Below are 16645 nucleotides of genomic sequence, written 5' to 3'. Positions count from 1 at the left end.
CTCCATCGGCGGCGCGCCCAGCCGGGTCACGCGGGGGCTGCGCTTGTTCCTGCCGTCACTTGCGGAATTGGGCGCTCCTATAAGCCAAAGCGCGAGGCTTGTCACCCGTCTGTCGTGCTTTTTGGCTCTTTTTGGCCGGTCCCTCTTTGTTCTCGGCCGTCGCGCCCCTGCCATTCGGCCCACAAATCCGGCCTTCGCGCTTCAGTCAGCGCCTCGGCCTGGGCGCGGCGCCAAGCGGCGACCTTGGCGTGGTCACCCGAGGTGAGCACATCCGGAATGGTCCAGCCTTCGAATAGTTGGGGCCGGGTGTACTGCGGGTATTCAAGTAGGCCATCGGAAAAACTCTCGTCGGTGCCCGATTCGAGCTTGCCCATCACGCCCGGAAGCAGCCGGACGCAGGCGTCGATCAGCACCAGGGCGGCGATCTCGCCGCCCGACAGCACGTAGTCGCCGATCGAGACCTCGGTCAGCGAGCGGGCATCGATGACGCGCTGGTCGACGCCTTCGAAGCGACCGCAGACGATCAGCGGGCCCGGACCGGCCGCGAGCTCGCGGACGAAGGCCTGGGTCAACGGCCGGCCACGCGGGCTCATCAGCAGCTTCGGCCGCTCGGGATCGATCGCCGCCGCGTCGATCGCGGCTGCCAGCACGTCCGCGCGCAGCACCATGCCGGGGCCACCGCCGGCCGGCGTGTCATCGACGCTACGGTGCTTGTCGGTGGCGGAGGCCCTGATGTCGCGCGCCTCCAACGACCAGATGCCGGAGGCCAGCGCGCGGCCGGCCAGGCTGACGCCGAGCGGCCCGGGAAACATCTCCGGGAACAGCGTCAGCACGGTGGCGCGCCAAGGTGCGACTGGGGATGGGGGCGAAGTCGTCATGATGCTCTGTGTTAAGGTACCCAGGTTGCGAGATCGAGCCCTGGATCAGCATTGCCGGCTCTTGCGACCTCGACACCGGTGTTGTCCCGGACAAGCGTGACGCGCGTCAGCGCGTCGCGGCGCCGATTCGGGACCCATACCGCGTGATGTCGAAACGAGGCATGCGGCCAGTCCCGCGCAAGCCAATCAGCTGCGGTGGCTATGGGTCCCCGCTTTCGCGGGGACGACGAGCGGAGGGTGCGGCGGCAGCGTCATCTTCAGCGGAAGCCGGTTCATCCGCGGCTTCATCCTCGCCCTCGATCTCCGCCGGCAGCTCGATGATCACGCGGCCGCCGGCAAGATCGACCGTCGGCACCACGGCATTGGTGAACGGCAGCAGCAACGTGCTGCCCGAGGGCGGGGCGATCTCGATGATGTCGCCGGCGCCGAAATTATGGATCGCGAGCACGCGGCCGAGCTGCGCGCCGTCAGCGGTCTCCGCGGCGAGGCCGATCAGGTCGGCGTGGTAGTATTCGTCGTCAGCCGTCTCGGGCAGGCGGTCTCTGGGCACGTAGAGCTCGAGCCCGTTGAGGCGTTCGGCCGCATTGCGGTCGGTGACGCCCTTGATGGCTGCGACCAGATGGTCCTTGGCCTCGCGCGCCTTCGCGACCTCGAACGAACGGCTGCCGTCCTTGGTCGTGAGCGGGCCGTAATGCAGCACGGCCAGCGGATCCTCGGTGAAGGTCCATAAGCGAACCTCGCCGCGCACGCCATGCGCGGCGCCGATTCTGGCGACGCAGATGAGCTTGGACATCAGCGTGCCTCGTCCTTCGAGACGCGCTCGAACGCGCGCTCCTCAGGAGGAGGAGCCAGTTCCTCATGCAAGGGAGCACGGCGCAAGCCGTGCATCTCGAAGCATGAGGCCGCGCTCGTCAACGACCTTAGCCCTTGGCGGCGGCTTCGGCCTGCGCCTTGCGCTCCTTGCGCGGCACGGCCTTGATCGGGTTCTGGCGGGCTTCGCGCTTCTTGACGCCGGCGGCGTCGAGGAAGCGGGCGACGCGGTCGGACGGCTGCGCGCCCTTGGCGAGCCAGCCCTTCACCTTCTCCATGTCCAGCTTGAGGCGTGCCTCGTTGTCCTTCGGCATCAGCGGATTGAAGTAGCCGAGACGTTCGATGAAGCGGCCGTCACGCGGGAAGCGCGAGTCGGCGACGACGACGTGATAGACCGGGCGCTTCTTGGTGCCGGCACGGGCGAGACGGATGACGACGGACATGTAGGTTCTCCTGAGTGTCTTCTGATGAGTTGATGTCAGCTAAGCCGTCATTCCGGGCTCGCGCTGCGCGCGCCCCGGAATGACGAATGGAAAGAGGAGCGGATGATCCTCATTATTTCTTCTTCCCCGGAGGAAGGCCGAGGCCCGGCAGAGTCGGCTTGCCGCTGAGACCGGTGAGGCCGGGGAGGTTCGGTAGGCCGCCGCGCAGGCCGGCGGGCAGATCCTTCGGCAAATTCGGCAGTCCGCCGGGCATGCCACCCGGCATCTTTTCCGCAAGCGCCTTGAGCTGATCCGGCGAGGGCATGCCGCCACCGCCGCCAAAACCCATCGCCTGGGCGATGCCGGCCAGCGGGCCGCGCTTGCCTGAGCCCATGGCCTTCATCACGTCGGCCATGTTCCGGTGCATCTTGAGCAGCTTGTTGACGTGCTCGACGCTCTGGCCGGAGCCGGCCGCGATGCGCTTCTTGCGGCTGGCCTTGAGCAGGTCGGGATGCTTGCGCTCCTCGCGCGTCATCGAATCGATGATCGCGACCTGGCGCTTGAGGATCTTGTCGTCGATGCCGGCGGCCGCGATCTGGTTCTTCATCTTCGAGATGCCGGGCATCATGCCCATCAGCCCGCCGATGCCGCCCATCTGCGCCATCTGCTGCAGCTGCTCGCGCATGTCGTTGAGGTCGAACTGGCCCTTGCGCATCCGCTCGGCGGTGCGTGCGGCCTTCTCGGCGTCGATGTTCGCCGCGGCCTTCTCGACCAGCGAGACGATGTCGCCCATGCCGAGGATGCGGCCGGCGATGCGCGAGGGATAGAAGTCTTCGAGCGCGTCGGTCTTTTCGCCGGTGCCGAGCAGCTTGATCGGCTTGCCGGTGACCGCGCGCATCGACAGCGCCGCACCGCCGCGTCCGTCGCCGTCGATACGGGTCAGCGCGATGCCGGTGAGGCCGACGCGCTGGTCGAAGGCGCGGGCGAGATTGACGGCGTCCTGGCCGGTCAGCGAATCCGCGACCAGCAGCACCTCGTGCGGGTTGGCGACCGCCTTGATCTCGGCGGCCTCCTTCATCATGTCCTCGTCCAGCGTGGTGCGGCCGGCGGTGTCGAGCAGCACCACGTCGTAGCCGCCGAGCTTGGCGGCCTCGATGGCGCGGCGTGCGATCTGCGGCGGCATCTGGCCGGCCACGATCGGCAGCGTCGGGATGTCCAGGTCGCGGCCGAGCACCGCGAGCTGCTCCATGGCGGCCGGACGGTAGACGTCGAGCGAGGCCATCAGCACCTTGCGCTTGTCGCGCTGGACCATGCGGCGCGCGAGCTTGGCGGTGGTGGTCGTCTTGCCGGAGCCCTGCAGGCCGACCATCATGATCGGCACCGGCGGCACGGCGTTGAGGTCGATGGTCTGGCCGTCGTCGCCGAGCGTCTTGACCAGCTCGTCATGGACGATCTTGACGACCATCTGGCCGGGGGTGACCGACTTGACGACGGTGGCGCCGATCGCCTGCTCGCGCACGCGCTCGGTGAAGCTGCGGACAACCTCCAGCGCGACGTCGGCCTCGAGCAGCGCCCGGCGGACTTCGCGCATCGCGGCGTCGACATCGGCTTCCGAGAGCGAACCACGCCCCGTCAGCCGATCGAGAATGCCGCCAAGCCTTTCCGACAGATTGTCGAACAATGCCGTTATCCTTTGCCCTTGCGGGCGCTCGCTTCATTGCCGCCCGTCATCGCCGCTTGCTGCGGCCCATGACGACCATATAAACCTCGGCCCGTCGGCCGAAACCGTCAGTCCAAACACGTTTGCGCCCGAGGGCGCACAGCGCTGTCGGGCGGTGACCTCCGGCCTCCAGGGCCGGGCGGTGGCTCGAAAAGACGAAACTTTCCGAAATTCGGCCGGGTTAAACCCTCAGCAGCCGCAAAAGTCAAGGAAACTTGCTTCTCGCCGTCCCGTTGCCGGACCCCGTGGGGGCGCTTACCTCTTGCGCCAGTTCAGCTTTCCCTTGCGAGGACGACCTTGCTGCGCCGTTCCAGGACCTATTCCGGCCCCGTCACCGACCATTTCGACGGCAAGCGCTTCTACGATCCCGACGGCGTTCCGCCCAAATCCCTGTCCCAGGTGCTGCGCTGGCAGTTCGACCGCAACCGCAAGCGTTCCCGCTGGCCGTCCTGGGCGGCGAGCCCGCACGCCGACACGCCGCCGCACCGGATCGACGGCGAGACAGTGCGGCTGTCCTTCATCGGCCACGCCAGCTGGCTGGTCCAGACCGGCGGGCTCAACATCCTGGTCGATCCTGTCTGGTCGGAGCGGGTGTCGCCATTCGCGTTCGCCGGTCCCCGGCGGCACAATGATCCCGGCATCGCCTTTGAGGGGCTGCCGCATATCGACGTCGTGCTGGTGTCGCATGGGCATTACGATCATCTCGACATCCGGACGTTGTCGAAGCTGACCGCGCGATTTTCGCCGCGGGTCGTCACGCCGCTGGGCAACGACCTTACGATGATCGACGCTGACTCCAAGATCCGCGCCGAGGCCTATGACTGGCACGATCGCGTGACGCTGAACGAGGAGGTCGCCGTGACCCTGGTGCCGACGCGGCACTGGACGGCGCGCGGCCTGTTCGACCGCAACAAGGCGCTGTGGGCGAGCTTCGTGCTGGAGACGCCGCGCGGCAGGGTCTACATCGTCTGCGATTCCGGTTACGGCACGGGCAAGCATTTCCGCCGCGTGGCGGAGCAGCACGCGCCGATCAGGCTCGCGATCCTGCCGATCGGCGCCTACGAGCCGCGCTGGTTCATGCGCGACCAGCACATGAACCCCGAGGATGCCGTGCAGGCGCTGCAGGATTGCGGCGCGGAGGCCGCGCTGGCGCATCACCACGGCACGTTCCAACTGACGGACGAGGCGATCGACGCGCCGGTGCGCGCCCTGCACGCCGCGCTCGACCAAGCCGGCATCCCGCGCGAGCGGTTTGGTGTGCTCAAGCCAGGGCAGGTGGTGGAGATCTAAGCAGGCCGCCGCCACAAAACAGATGTCGTCCCGGCCTTGAGCCGGCAACTGTTATGTTGATGGAGTGATCGCATAAGGTTTTCGGTCGCGCATCATGGCATTCAGGATGGTTAGAAGCTTCCTGGCGACGGCGATGAGGGCGAGCTTGGCGGGTTTACCGGCTTGGCGCAGACGGTTGTAAAAGATCTTGAAGCGATCGGCGCGGCGGACGGCGTTGAGGGCGGCCATGTAGAGGGCGTCGCGGACACGCTTCCGGCCGCCGCCGATCTTGCGCTTGCCACGATACGCCCCGCTATCGCGATTGAAGGGAGCCAGGCCCGCAAGAGCGGCTACCTCCTTTGGCCCGAGATGGCCGAGTTCCGGCATCTGGGTGATGAGTTGCATGCAGGCGACGGGTCCCACACCGGGCACGGAGCGCATCAGCTGTGCCTGCTCCGCAAGCACCGGCTCGGCTTTGATGAGCGCGTTGATCTCGGCCTCGATCTCGACGATCTCGTCATTGAGGACCTCGATCAGGCGGCTGATGCGTTCGGCCATGGCGCGGTCCTCGGCCTCGCTGCGGCGGTTCTTTTCCTGGGCGCGCATGGCAACCAGTTGATCCCGCCGTTTTGCAAGCCTGGCGAGGGCGCTTTGGGCAGGCGTCATGGCCTGCTCGGTGGCTGGCTGCATGGCGCGCCCAAAGGCTGCCAGCGTTCGCGCGTCGATCGGATCGGTCTTGGCGAGTTGGCCGCTAGCGCGGGCGAAATCGCGAGCTCGAGCCGGGTTGATCCGCGCAAAGCGGATGCCCGCCCGACGCAGGGCCTCGCGCAGTTCGAGGTCGTAGACGCCCGTGGCCTCAAAGACCACCAGAACATCGCATCGCCAACGCGCCACCAGCTGTGTGATGGCCTGTGGCCCGTTGGCGATGCGCTCCGGCGCCCCCACGGCTTCATCAAAAATATCGAGATAGGGTTTGCAAACGTCGATTCCGACGCAACGAAAAGGTACGATCACGGTGCCTGTCCCTGTGATGCGAGGTCTGTTGGCGCAGCCTCGTGCAACTGTTCAGGTTGATAAATGGAACGGGCGGGAGACCGAGCCGGCTCACGGCGTCTAGCGCCAAGGACCCAACGGCTTCCCGCCCACCATCATCATGGCAGACTTTCCAGACACAGGGACCCATAAACACCGAATTCAATGTTGTGAAGGCTGGCAGCTCCATCTCGCGCGACAATTACCGCCGCGGAGTATGGGTCCCGGCTCAAGGCCGGGACGACACCGAGTTTGTAGCTACGTTGTCGGCTGCCACGACGCACAATGCGCCGCGCGGGCGTGAGGCCGCCTTACTGCCCCGGCTTGATCGCCCAGGTCACGTTGACCGTGATCGACAGCGTCTCCTCGCCCTGCGCCACCGGTGTCGGCGTCGCGGCCATCGGTGCGGCAAAGGTCTTGGCGCGGAACACCGGGGCGGGCGCGCCATCCTCGGAGATGCTGAGCGGCTGACCCAGCGTCACGCCGGCGGCCTTGGCATAGATCTCGGCCTTGCGGCGGGCGTCTGCGACGGCCTTCTCGCGCGCCTGGTCGAGCAGCTTGGATGGCTCGGCGACGCTGAAATAGATGTTGCCGACATCGTTGGCGCCGGCCGCGACCAGAGTATCGATCACGCTGGCGACCTTGGCGACGTCGCGCAGCTTGATGGTGACGCGATTGCTGGCGCGATAGCCGGTCACCGCCGGCTGGGCCGGCCGGTTCTGCGCATATTGCGGCTGCAGCGACAGCCGCGAGGTCTGATAGTCCTTGTCGGCGATCCCGGCCGCCTTCAGCGCCTGCAGCACCTTGGCCATGGCGGCGTTGTTGGCCTCGGCGGCCTCGCGCGCGGTCTTGGCGTCGGATGCCACGCCGGCGTCGATCTGCGCCAGATCCGGCGGCGCCGACACGCTGGCCTCGCCGCTGACGGTGATCGCCGGCGTGTCCTGCCGGGCGATGTCATCCGCGAGGGCGGGCATTGCGAAGCTGGTCGCGAGCGCGACCGCGAGGATGGGTCTGATGATCATGGTGCTCACTTCAGCGGCACGTAGACGTTGATGACGAGCTTGTCCTCGGCCGTCTTCAAGGGGTCGGTCAGGTACTCCTCGATGAAGGTGTCCTTGGCCTCCAGCCGGCGCTCGTCGAGGTGGTTGGTGATCGCCTCGTAGGTGTTGTCCATGTTGTCGTAGGAGCCGCGATGGACGAACTTCAGCGCCTTGCCCTCGGGCGACTGGCCGATGCTCATCCCCTTGCCGAGCGTCTTCGGCTCCTGCTCGACCGGCATCTCGGCCAGGAAGGTGAAGCCGGTGTCGTCGGTCGAGGTGTAGACGATCATGCCGTTGCCGGCGGGCTTGATGCCCTGCTTGTCCAGCGTGGCCGACAGCGATTTGAAGGAGTCGATCAGCGTGTCGAACGCATTGTCCCAATTCGCGGTGCCCTTGACGAGGACGACCTTCTTCGCCTCGAGCTTGATCTCGTCGCCGAAGGCGTCGGCCGCCTGGGCCGGCGCCGCGGCCTGCGGCGGCGTCGTGGCCGGGGACTGGGCCGCGGTCGGAGATGACGACGGCGAGGGGCTCGCGCTGGCGGCCGGCGTCGGGCTGGTCGCGGGCGCCGGACTGGCCGACGCGGCAGGCGCAGGAGAGGCCGGCGCCACCGGCGCCGGTAGCGCGCTCGGGGCCGGTGCGGGCGTGGCTGAGGCCGCCGGAGCCGGCGAGGCCGACGGCGCCTGGGCCCGGGCGGGCGCGCCGCCGAGCAGGAGCGCGACCGAGCTCACGGCCAGAACGAGGCGGAAAGTGCTGAGATTCATTCGACTATTCTCCAGTGGCCGTGCTGCTTTGCCCGGTTCGTGCCGGCGAATGAACCGGTCCTAACATGCTCGGCGGCGCGGCGTCCCATGACAGATGCGTCATGTCGCTCTGCAGGCTGGTCAATGCCGCGCCATTCGCCATATAAGGCGGACACAATTTGGATATTTTCATGAGCGCGCTGGCCAACCACAGCTTCGTCAAGATGAACGGGATCGGCAACGAGATCGTCGTGGTCGATCTGCGCGACGTGAAGCATGTCGTCACGCCGGACGAGGCGCGGGCGGTGGCATCCCGGGTGCCCTACGATCAGCTGATGGTGCTGCAGCCGCCGCGGCTCGACGGCACCGAAGCGTTCATCCGCATCTACAACAATGATGGATCGGAGTCCGGCGCCTGCGGCAACGGCATGCGCTGCGTGGTACGCCAGATGTTCGGCAAGACCGGCCAGACCAGTGCGACGTTCGAGACCCGCGCCGGGTTGTTGAACTGCTGGCAGGGGCCGGCGCCCGACCTCTACACTGTCGATATGGGCGCGCCGAAGTTCGGCTGGCAGGACATTCCTCTCGCCGAGGAGTTCCGCGACACCCGCTACATCGAGCTGCAGATCGGGCCGATCGATGCGCCGATCCTGCATTCGCCCTCGGTCGTCAACATGGGCAACCCGCACGCGGTGTTCTGGGTGGACGACGTCAATGCCTATGATCTGGAGCGCTTCGGGCCGCTGCTGGAGAACCATCCGATTTTCCCGGAGCGTGCGAACATCACGCTCGCCCACATCGTCGATCGCGACCACATCACGATGCGCACCTGGGAGCGCGGCGCGGGGCTGACCAAGGCCTGCGGTTCGGCGGCCTGTGCGACAGCGGTCGCGGCCGTCAGGCTGAAGCGTGCCAACCGGATCGTGCAGATGAGGCTGCCCGGCGGCGAGCTCACGATCGAGTGGCGCGAGCGCGACGATCACGTGCTGATGACGGGCACCGCGACGTTCGAGTTCGAGGGACGGTTCGAGCCGTCGATGTTCGCCAGCGTCGCATGAGCGTCGACGTCGTTACCTTCGGCTGCCGCCTCAACGCGTTCGAATCCGAGCTGATCGCGAAACATGCCGAGGCGGCCGGTGCCGACGACACCATCGTCATCAACAGCTGTGCCGTCACCAACGAGGCGGTGGCGCAGGCCCGGCAGTCGATCCGCAAATTGAAGCGCGAGCGCCCCGCGGCGCGCATCGTTGTGACCGGCTGCGCCGCGCAGACGCAGGCCGGCATGTTCGCTGCCATGCCCGAGGTCGACCGCGTCATCGGCAATGACGACAAGCTGCGGCCCGATGCGTGGCGTGCGACGACACAGGCGTTGGCGGTGCCACGGTTCGGCATCGATGCGTCCGAGAAGGTGGCCGTCTCCGACATCATGGCGGTGATGGAGATGGCGCCGCATCTGGTCGACGGCTTCCAGCGCGGCCTGCCGCGCGTGTTCGTGCAGGTGCAGAACGGCTGCGATCATCGCTGCACCTTCTGCATCATCCCGTTCGGTCGCGGCAATTCGCGCTCGGTGCCGATGGGCGCTGTGGTGGATCAGGTCCGCGCGCTGGCCGATCGTGGCCATGCCGAGATCGTGCTCACCGGCGTCGACCTGACGAGCTATGGCGCCGGCCTGCCCGGCACGCCGAAGCTCGGCCGGCTTGTGAAGCAGATCCTCCGCCACGTGCCGGAGTTGAGACGCCTGCGCATCTCCTCGATCGATTCGATCGAGGCCGATGCCGACCTGCTCGATGCGCTCGCGGATGATGCCAGGCTGATGCCGCATCTGCATCTGTCGCTGCAGGCGGGTGACGATCTGATCCTGAAGCGCATGAAGCGACGGCATGCGCGCGCCGATGCCATCGCATTCTGTGCTCAGGTGCGCCGGCTGCGGCCGGACATCACGCTTGGCGCCGATCTGATCGCGGGATTTCCGACCGAGACCGAGGAGATGTTCGCGCGCTCGCTCGACCTGGTCGAGGAATGCGGCCTGACCTTCCTGCACGTGTTTCCCTATTCGCCGCGCCCGGGCACGCCGGCGGCGCGCATGCCGCAGGTGGACGGCGCCGTCATCCGTGATCGGGCCCGGCGGCTGCGGGCCGCGGGAGAGGCGGCGTTGCGGCGGCGGTTGGAGCAGGAGATCGGCTGTCAGCGTGAGGTGCTGATCGAGAGTGAGACCCAGGGACGGACGGAGCATTATCTGCCGGTCGCCACGACCACTGCGTTGCCAGGCACCGTGCAGCGGCTCACGATCACGGGGCATCATGGGGCCCGGCTGTTAGTCCAGAATTCCGTCATGCCCGGGCTTGACCCGGGCATCCACGCTGTCCCCAAGAACTAAGACGTGGATGGCCGGGACTTCGCCCGGCCATGACGGTGCGGAAAGAGATGGGCTCACGCCCCGTTCCACCCGCACATCTTCAGCCGCTCATGCATGTGCACCGGCGCCGGCGCCACCACGTGTACCGGTGGCTTGTTTTTCGACAGCGGAATCGAAATCTCGCGTGCGTGCAGATGCAGCCGCGGCTCGCCGAAGCGCGGGCCGTTGCCATAGATGTTGTCACCGACGATCGGCCATCCCGACGCTGCCGAATGCACGCGCAGTTGATGCGTGCGGCCGGTGACCGGTTCCATCGCCAGCCAAGTGAGTCGCGGACTGCGATTGGAGTGCACCGACTCTCCCTCTCCGGTTGGCAGCTGCGCTCCCTCCCCCCTTGTGGGGGAGGGTTGGGGAGGAGGGTGGCTCCAAGCGACACTGCCCGTGGGGACCCCCACCCCCGACCCCTCCCCGCAAGGGGGAGGGGAGTCGTTGCCACGAGTGGGAGGGGAGTTCAGGGATAGACTGGCAAGAGAGTACGACCTCCCCAGCACCCGCCATTTCGTCACCGCTGGCTGCCCGTTCGGATCCGGCTTCTGCCACCAGCCGCGCTCGGCGTTCAGCTTGCCGAGCGGGAGCTCGATCACGCCCTCGTCAGCGTCAGGTCCGCCCTCGACGACGGCCCAATAGGTCTTCGAAATCTTGCCATGCTTGAACAAAAGCCCGAGTGACGCCGTTGCCTTGCGATGACGGCCGAGCACCAGACAGCCCGAGGTTTCCTTGTCCAGCCGATGCGCCAGCACCGGCGGGCGCGGCAGGCCGAAGCGCAGCGCGTCGAACGAGGCTTCGAGGTTCGGTCCGCCCTTCGGTCCCTTGTGCACGGGAATGCCGGCCGGCTTGTCGATCACCAGCATCAGCCCGTCGCGGTGGAGCACGCGGGCGAGCATTTCCTCGTCGGTGGGTTGGTTAATGTCCATGGAAACCGTAACGCGGGTGTGAGCTTTCGTTTGGGAATGGAAAGGGCTAACACCACGCCATGAACGATACCACCTCCGAAACACCCAAGCTGTCGTGGTGGCGGCGGCTGTCGGCCGGCCTGAAACGCACGTCCGGCGCGCTCGGCACGGCCGTCGCCGATCTCGTCACCAAGCGCAAGCTCGACCGCGCGATGCTCGACGACATCGAGGACGTGCTGCTGCGCGCCGATCTCGGCACCCAGGTCGCCGCGCGAATCGCCGACGCCGTCGGGACCGGCCGCTACGACAAGGCGATCAGCGCCGACGAGGTCAAGGCGGTGGTCGCGACCGAGGTCGAGAAGGTGCTGTCGCCGGTGGCGAAGCCGCTCGAGATCGCGCCGGGCCACAAGCCGTTTGTCATTCTCGTCGTCGGCGTCAACGGCTCCGGCAAGACGACCACGATCGGCAAGCTGGCGCAGAAATTCGCCTCCGAAGGCAGGCAGGTGATGCTGGCCGCGGGCGACACGTTCCGCGCCGCCGCGATCGAGCAGCTCAAGGTCTGGGGCGAGCGCACCAAGGCGCCGGTGATCGCCGGCGCGCAGGGCTCGGACTCCGCTAGCCTTGCGTTCACCGCCATCACCGCGGCCAAGGAGCAGGGCCGCGACATCCTGTTGGTCGATACTGCCGGCCGTTTGCAGAACAAGGCCGAGCTGATGAACGAGCTCGAAAAGGTGGTGCGTGTCATTCGCAAGGTCGACGCGTCGGCGCCGCATGCGGTGCTGCTCGTGCTCGACGCGACGGTGGGACAAAATGCGCTGTCGCAGGTCGAGGCGTTTCATCGTACGGCAGGCGTCACCGGCCTCGTGATGACCAAGCTCGACGGTACGGCGCGCGGCGGCATCCTCGTGGCGCTGTCGGAGAAGTTCAAGCTGCCGGTGCACTTCATCGGCGTCGGCGAGGGGGTCGATGATCTCTCACCGTTCGCCGCGAGAGATTTTGCGCGGGCGATCGCCGGCATCGAGGATTGACGTCGCCACGCTCGGGCTCCGGCCCACCGCCAGATCGAGACGACCGGATCAACCGCTGCCGTGGCTGCAGCCAACAGGACATGGAATGGACAAGACCCAGCCGCACCCGCTGTTCAAGCTCGCGACCGAGCTCGGCCCGCTGATCATCTTCTTCGTGGTCAATGCCAAGTTCAACCTGTTCGCGGCGACCGGCGCGTTCATGGTCGCGATCATCGCGGCGCTGATCGCGTCCTACGTGGTGACGCGGCACGTCCCGCTGATGGCGCTGGTGACCGCCGTCGTCGTCATCGTGTTCGGCACGCTGACCCTGGTGCTGCACGACGAGACCTTCATCAAGGTCAAGCCGACCATCATCTACGGACTGTTCGCGGCCGTGCTCGGTGGCGGGCTGCTGTTCAATCGCTCCTTCATCGCGATCATGTTCGATCAGATGTTCAACCTGACGCCCGCGGGCTGGCGCATCCTCACCTTCCGCTGGGCGTTGTTCTTTGCCGCGATGGCGGTGCTGAACGAGATCATCTGGCGCACGCAGAGCACCGATTTCTGGGTCGGCTTCAAGGCGTTCGGCGTCGTGCCGCTGACCATGATCTTCGCCATCGCCCAGATGCCGCTGATCAAGCGCTACCACCAGGACCCGGCGTCGCTCGAAGCCAGCGATGCGGCGGAAGGGGATGTGAGCAAGGGGTAGCTGCCCCGAACGCGGTCATCGCGAGGAGCGTAGCGACGAAGCAATCCAAGGCCCGTAGGTGCTCCGGATTGCTTCGCTTCGAGGTTCTCCGCGCCGTCATTCCGGGGCGCGCCGCGCAGCGGCGTGAGCCCGGAATCCATAACCACGACAAGGCGTGTGACGCGAGATGGCTGTGGCGCCCGTCTTCGCCAAACGACCGCTCGTGAGTATGGATTCCGGGCTCGTCGCTTCGCGCCGCCCCGGAATGACGACGCAGAGAGAGGAGCGTGTTTGCCGCTGAAGCTCCGATGGCTGCGCGAGGCTTACGAACCCGCCTTCAGCGCCTTCTCGATTTCCGGTTTCAACACCGCATCGATGTTCTGCGCCGTGATCGGGCCGACCAGCTTGTAGACGATGGTGCCCTCGCGGCCGACGACGAAGGTCTCGGGCACGCCATAGACACCCCATTCGATGCCGGCGCGGCCGTTGCCGTCGACGCCGACGACGTCATAAGGGTTGCCGTAGCGGCCGAGGAAGCGGCGGGCGTTGTCGGCGCCGTCCTTGTAGTTGATACCGATGATCTGGAAGCGCTTGTCGCGGCCGAGCTCGACCAGCAGCGGCGCCTCGTCGTGGCAGGGCACGCACCACGATGCCCAGACATTGATGATGCTGACCTTGCCCTTGAGTGCAGCCGGGTCGAGGCCGGGCACCGGCGTGCCGTCCCTCGCCAGTTCCGGCAGCGCCGGCAGCGGCGTGGCCGGCGCGGGGCGGCCGATCAGCGCGGATGGAATGCGCGACGGGTCGCCGTTGCCCAGGCGCGACCAGAACAGCGCCGCCAGTCCGAGGAACACCACGAGCGGCAGCAGCATGAGGAATGAGCGGCGCCGCGGCGCCGGCTCTGTCGCAGCCTGTTCGGTCATTGGATATCCGTCGCGGCGCGGCCGGAACGGCGGCTGATGCCGCTGTCGTCGAGCGCGCGCAAACGCGCCTTCTGGGTGCGGTAGTCGATGGCGATCCAGCCGATCAGCAGCATCACGACCAGCGCCGCCGCAAGATAGGAGGTGGCGATGAAGGAGGTATAGGGGCCGAGGTCCATGTCAAGCCGCTCCCGCGATCTGGCCTGCCGCATCGTCGGCTGGTGCGGCCGTGGTGTAGGCGCGGGCCTGCATCATCTGCAGGCTGCGGACGCGCCGGCGCAGGATCTCGTTGCGCATCGCCGCGACATGCAGGGTAATGAACAGGAACGAGAACCCGACGGCCATCACCAGCAGCGGGATCAGGAATGATTTGTCGAGCGCCGGACCGCCCATCCGCATCACCGACGCCGGTTGATGCAGCGTGTTCCACCAGTCGACGGAGAACTTGATGATCGGCAGGTTGATCGCGCCAACCAGCGTCAGCACGGCGGCAGCACGGGCGGCGCGGGTCGGATCCTCGACCGCGCGCCACAGCGCCATCAGGCCGAGATACATCAGGAACAGAATCAGCACCGAGGTCAGCCGCGCATCCCACTCCCAATAGGTGCCCCACATCGGCCGGCCCCACAGCGAGCCGGTGAGGAGAGCGAGGAACGTGAAGCTGGCGCCGATCGGGGCGGCGGCCTTGGCAGCGACGTCGGCGAGCGGATGCCGCCACACCAAGGTGCCGAGCGAGGCGATGCTCATGATGCTCCAGACGAACATCGACAGCCAGGCATTGGGCACGTGGATGAACATGATCTTGACGGTCGCGCCCTGCTGATAGTCGTCGGGCGCCAGCGCGGAGAGGTACAGGCCGGCAGCCAGCAGCGCGGCCGTGACCAGCGCCAGCCACGGCAGCAGCCGCGCCGCCAGCGCAAGGAACCGGGTGGGATTGGCGAGGTCGATCAGCGACATGAGACCCTTGTTAAAGGCGGAAGCGGTTGCAGGCAATCAGCACGACGCCGCTAGGTAAGAGTTGATCATGGTCAAACCCCGGCGGGCGGCGGGTCAATCCAGCCCGTTCCGCAAGCTTGTCGCGGCGGCGAACGGGCCGATCACGAAACTCACCAGCGACAATGCGCACAGGATCGAGAACGGCGCCCCGAACGGCAGCGGGCCGACGATGGCCGCCTGCGACGCCGCGACGCCGAAGATCAGCACTGGGATCGAAAGTGGCAGCACCAAGACCGCCAGCAGCAGCCCGCCGCGGTGCATCGTCACAGCCAGTGCTGCACCGATCATGCCGATGAAGGTCAGGGCAGGCGTGCCCGCCAATAACGTCAGCGCGACGGCGCCGGTCGCTGTGGCGTCGAGGTTGAGCAGCAGGCCGAGCACGGGCGTCGCGATCACCAGCGGCAGGCCGGCGGCGAGCCAATGCGCCAGCGCCTTGGCGGCGCAGGCCAGCTCCAGCGGTGTCCGGCTCATCACGACCAGGTCGAGCGAGCCGTCCTCGTGGTCGGCGGTGAACAGCCGGTCCAGGGTGAGCAGGCTGGAGAGCAGGGCACCGAGCCAGAGGATGGCGGGGCCGAGCCGGGTCAGCAGCGCCAGATCCGGCCCGACCGCGAATGGCATCAGCACCACGACGGTAAGAAAGAACAGCACGCCGATCAACGCGCCGCCGCCGATACGCAGCGCGATCTTGATGTCGCGGCGGATGAGGGCACCGAGGGCGGTCATGCGGATAGGGCCTCGGCTGATTGCTTGATGGCAGATGGTGAGCCGCGCTCCCTCGACCCGCAAACTGCGCTCCGTCCCCCCTTGTGGGGGAGATGGGGGAGGGCTGGGGAGGGGGGTGGCTCCAGGTGACGCTGCCGTTGCGGACCGCCGGCTCCTCCCCGCAGGGGGGAGGGGTCGGCGCGCCGATGGGACGTTGGTTGGTGCAACCGAATCTCGTCAAACAAGTTAGAGCGCGTCGTGGGGCACCCCCGTCCCTGATCCTCCCCCACAAGGGGGGCGGGAACGGAGAGAGCGGTGGGTGGGACTGCGAAGAGGCGAGAGGGAATCATCGAGCCTCCCCGATCCGCAGCTCGCGTGTGTCGATGCCGAGCGGGCCGTGCGTCGCCGCGACAATCAGCCCACCCCCGGCGAGATGCTCCCGCATCAGCCCCGCGAACATCGCCTGCCCGGCGACGTCGAGCGCCGCGGTCGGTTCATCGAGCAGCCAGAGCAGGCGGGGCACCGCGAGCAGGCGGGCCAGCGACAGCCGGCGGCGCTGGCCGGCGGACAGATAGGCGGCGGGCAGGTCGATGGCGTGGGCGATGCCGACGGCCGCGAGGCAGTCGGGGATCGGCCGCGTGATGCCGCCGCCGAGGAATTCGGCCCAGAAGGTCAGGTTTTCGCGCACGCTGAGCGCCGGCTTCAGCGCGTCGCGGTGGCCGAGATAATGCGCCTGCTCGGGCACCGTGAGCTCGCTCTCACCGCCCTCGATCGCGATGGAGCCGCCCGCCGGCAGCAGCAGACCGGCAATCAACCGCAGCAGTGATGTCTTGCCCGCACCATTGTGTCCGGTCACCGCCAGCGCCTCGCCCGCGACCGCTTCGAAGGCTAGTCCTGCGAACACCTCGCGGCCGCCGCGCACGCACCTGACGTCGCGGCCGAACAGCTTCGGAGACAGTGTTGAAGTCGCCTGCATGGCCCGTCGTGACAGCCCCTAGGGAATTGATGGCTAGCGCGTGAGAATTTGTGGGTGATGCCACGTCGGGACTTGCTTGTCTCTGTGGCGGCGCAGTTAGAAAGCTTCTATAAGCCCGACCTTGATGCAGCACACAATC

18 protein-coding genes are annotated in these 16645 nt (G+C 67.1%); 5 read left to right on the top strand and 13 right to left on the bottom strand.

The features are described 5' to 3' along the window. Nucleotides 1–101 precede the first annotated feature (101 nt). The 4 genes from trmD to ffh all read right to left on the bottom strand — a co-directional run bounded on the left by trmD (nt 102) and on the right by ffh (nt 3791). Nucleotides 102–878 (bottom strand): tRNA (guanosine(37)-N1)-methyltransferase TrmD, encoded by a 777-nt coding sequence (gene trmD / locus ACQR13_RS01470; RefSeq protein WP_434842127.1) that lies wholly within the window; start codon nt 876–878, stop codon nt 102–104. Between the two features lie 199 nt (nt 879–1077). Beyond that, nucleotides 1078–1671, bottom strand: a complete 594-nt coding sequence (gene rimM / locus ACQR13_RS01465; protein WP_315715902.1) for a ribosome maturation factor RimM — start codon at nt 1669–1671, stop codon at nt 1078–1080. 127 nt (nt 1672–1798) lie between these two features. After that, complete coding sequence (gene rpsP / locus ACQR13_RS01460; RefSeq protein ID WP_008964221.1) at nt 1799–2131, bottom strand: 30S ribosomal protein S16; 333 nt, start codon at nt 2129–2131, stop codon at nt 1799–1801. A 112-nt stretch (nt 2132–2243) separates the two neighbouring features. After that, the gene (gene ffh, locus ACQR13_RS01455) at nt 2244–3791 is read right to left on the bottom strand and encodes a signal recognition particle protein (RefSeq protein WP_316167780.1); all 1548 of its coding nucleotides are present in this window, start codon (nt 3789–3791) and stop codon (nt 2244–2246) included. A 336-nt stretch (nt 3792–4127) separates the two neighbouring features. Here ffh and ACQR13_RS01450 point away from each other — a divergent pair, with 336 nt between their 5' ends. Then, on the top strand, nt 4128–5120 hold the full coding sequence (locus ACQR13_RS01450) for an MBL fold metallo-hydrolase (RefSeq protein ID WP_315825766.1): 993 nt from the start codon (nt 4128–4130) through the stop codon (nt 5118–5120). Between the two features lie 51 nt (nt 5121–5171). Here the strand turns inward: ACQR13_RS01450 and ACQR13_RS01445 are convergent, their stop codons facing one another. The 3 genes from ACQR13_RS01445 to ACQR13_RS01435 all read right to left on the bottom strand — a co-directional run bounded on the left by ACQR13_RS01445 (nt 5172) and on the right by ACQR13_RS01435 (nt 7932). Next, nucleotides 5172–6113, bottom strand: coding sequence for a transposase (locus ACQR13_RS01445; protein ID WP_315767724.1), 942 nt, complete (start codon nt 6111–6113; stop codon nt 5172–5174). A gap of 329 nt (nt 6114–6442) precedes the next feature. Next, a complete protein-coding gene (locus tag ACQR13_RS01440; RefSeq protein ID WP_315715905.1) occupies nt 6443–7153 on the bottom strand; it encodes an SIMPL domain-containing protein in 711 nt (236 codons plus the stop codon). Nucleotides 7154–7158: 5 nt separating this feature from the next. Beyond that, a complete protein-coding gene (locus ACQR13_RS01435) occupies nt 7159–7932 on the bottom strand; it encodes a GyrI-like domain-containing protein (RefSeq protein WP_315750618.1) in 774 nt (257 codons plus the stop codon). 170 nt (nt 7933–8102) lie between these two features. On the opposite strand from ACQR13_RS01435, the gene dapF reads away from it, so the two are divergent. Then, nucleotides 8103–8969, top strand: a complete 867-nt coding sequence (dapF, locus tag ACQR13_RS01430; RefSeq protein WP_315750619.1) for a diaminopimelate epimerase — start codon at nt 8103–8105, stop codon at nt 8967–8969. After that, on the top strand, nt 8966–10288 hold the full coding sequence (gene mtaB, locus ACQR13_RS01425) for a tRNA (N(6)-L-threonylcarbamoyladenosine(37)-C(2))-methylthiotransferase MtaB (RefSeq protein WP_315750620.1): 1323 nt from the start codon (nt 8966–8968) through the stop codon (nt 10286–10288). Before dapF ends, mtaB begins: the two co-directional genes overlap by 4 nt. 53 nt (nt 10289–10341) lie before the next feature. On the opposite strand, the gene ACQR13_RS01420 is transcribed toward mtaB, so the two are convergent. Then, nucleotides 10342–11241: an RluA family pseudouridine synthase gene (locus tag ACQR13_RS01420; RefSeq protein ID WP_315750621.1), complete on the bottom strand. Its 900-nt coding sequence runs from the start codon at nt 11239–11241 to the stop codon at nt 10342–10344. Nucleotides 11242–11300: 59 nt separating this feature from the next. Between ACQR13_RS01420 and ftsY the strand changes: the two genes are divergently transcribed. After that, a complete protein-coding gene (gene ftsY, locus ACQR13_RS01415; protein WP_434845002.1) occupies nt 11301–12248 on the top strand; it encodes a signal recognition particle-docking protein FtsY in 948 nt (315 codons plus the stop codon). A gap of 85 nt (nt 12249–12333) precedes the next feature. Next, nucleotides 12334–12936: a septation protein A gene (locus ACQR13_RS01410; protein WP_315750623.1), complete on the top strand. Its 603-nt coding sequence runs from the start codon at nt 12334–12336 to the stop codon at nt 12934–12936. A 302-nt stretch (nt 12937–13238) separates the two neighbouring features. Here ACQR13_RS01410 and ACQR13_RS01405 read toward each other — a convergent pair whose 3' ends face one another. From ACQR13_RS01405 to ccmA, 5 genes are all read right to left on the bottom strand, one after another. Continuing rightward, nucleotides 13239–13835 (bottom strand): DsbE family thiol:disulfide interchange protein, encoded by a 597-nt coding sequence (locus tag ACQR13_RS01405; RefSeq protein WP_316191883.1) that lies wholly within the window; start codon nt 13833–13835, stop codon nt 13239–13241. Beyond that, nucleotides 13832–14011 (bottom strand): heme exporter protein CcmD, encoded by a 180-nt coding sequence (gene ccmD / locus ACQR13_RS01400; RefSeq protein WP_315825771.1) that lies wholly within the window; start codon nt 14009–14011, stop codon nt 13832–13834. Before ccmD ends, ACQR13_RS01405 begins: the two co-directional genes overlap by 4 nt. Before the next feature lies 1 nt (nt 14012). After that, nucleotides 14013–14789: a heme ABC transporter permease gene (locus tag ACQR13_RS01395; RefSeq protein WP_315750625.1), complete on the bottom strand. Its 777-nt coding sequence runs from the start codon at nt 14787–14789 to the stop codon at nt 14013–14015. A 93-nt stretch (nt 14790–14882) separates the two neighbouring features. Beyond that, on the bottom strand, nt 14883–15551 hold the full coding sequence (gene ccmB / locus ACQR13_RS01390; protein WP_315715915.1) for a heme exporter protein CcmB: 669 nt from the start codon (nt 15549–15551) through the stop codon (nt 14883–14885). 325 nt (nt 15552–15876) lie between these two features. Further along, nucleotides 15877–16506 (bottom strand): heme ABC exporter ATP-binding protein CcmA, encoded by a 630-nt coding sequence (gene ccmA / locus ACQR13_RS01385; protein ID WP_315715916.1) that lies wholly within the window; start codon nt 16504–16506, stop codon nt 15877–15879. Between the last annotated feature and the right edge of the window lie 139 nt (nt 16507–16645).

Origin of the sequence: Bradyrhizobium sp. HKCCYLRH3059 (genome assembly GCF_051168035.1) — a bacterium.
In the GTDB taxonomy this organism is placed as follows: domain Bacteria; phylum Pseudomonadota; class Alphaproteobacteria; order Rhizobiales; family Xanthobacteraceae; genus Bradyrhizobium.
This window is presented reverse-complemented; position numbering and strand designations above follow the sequence as displayed.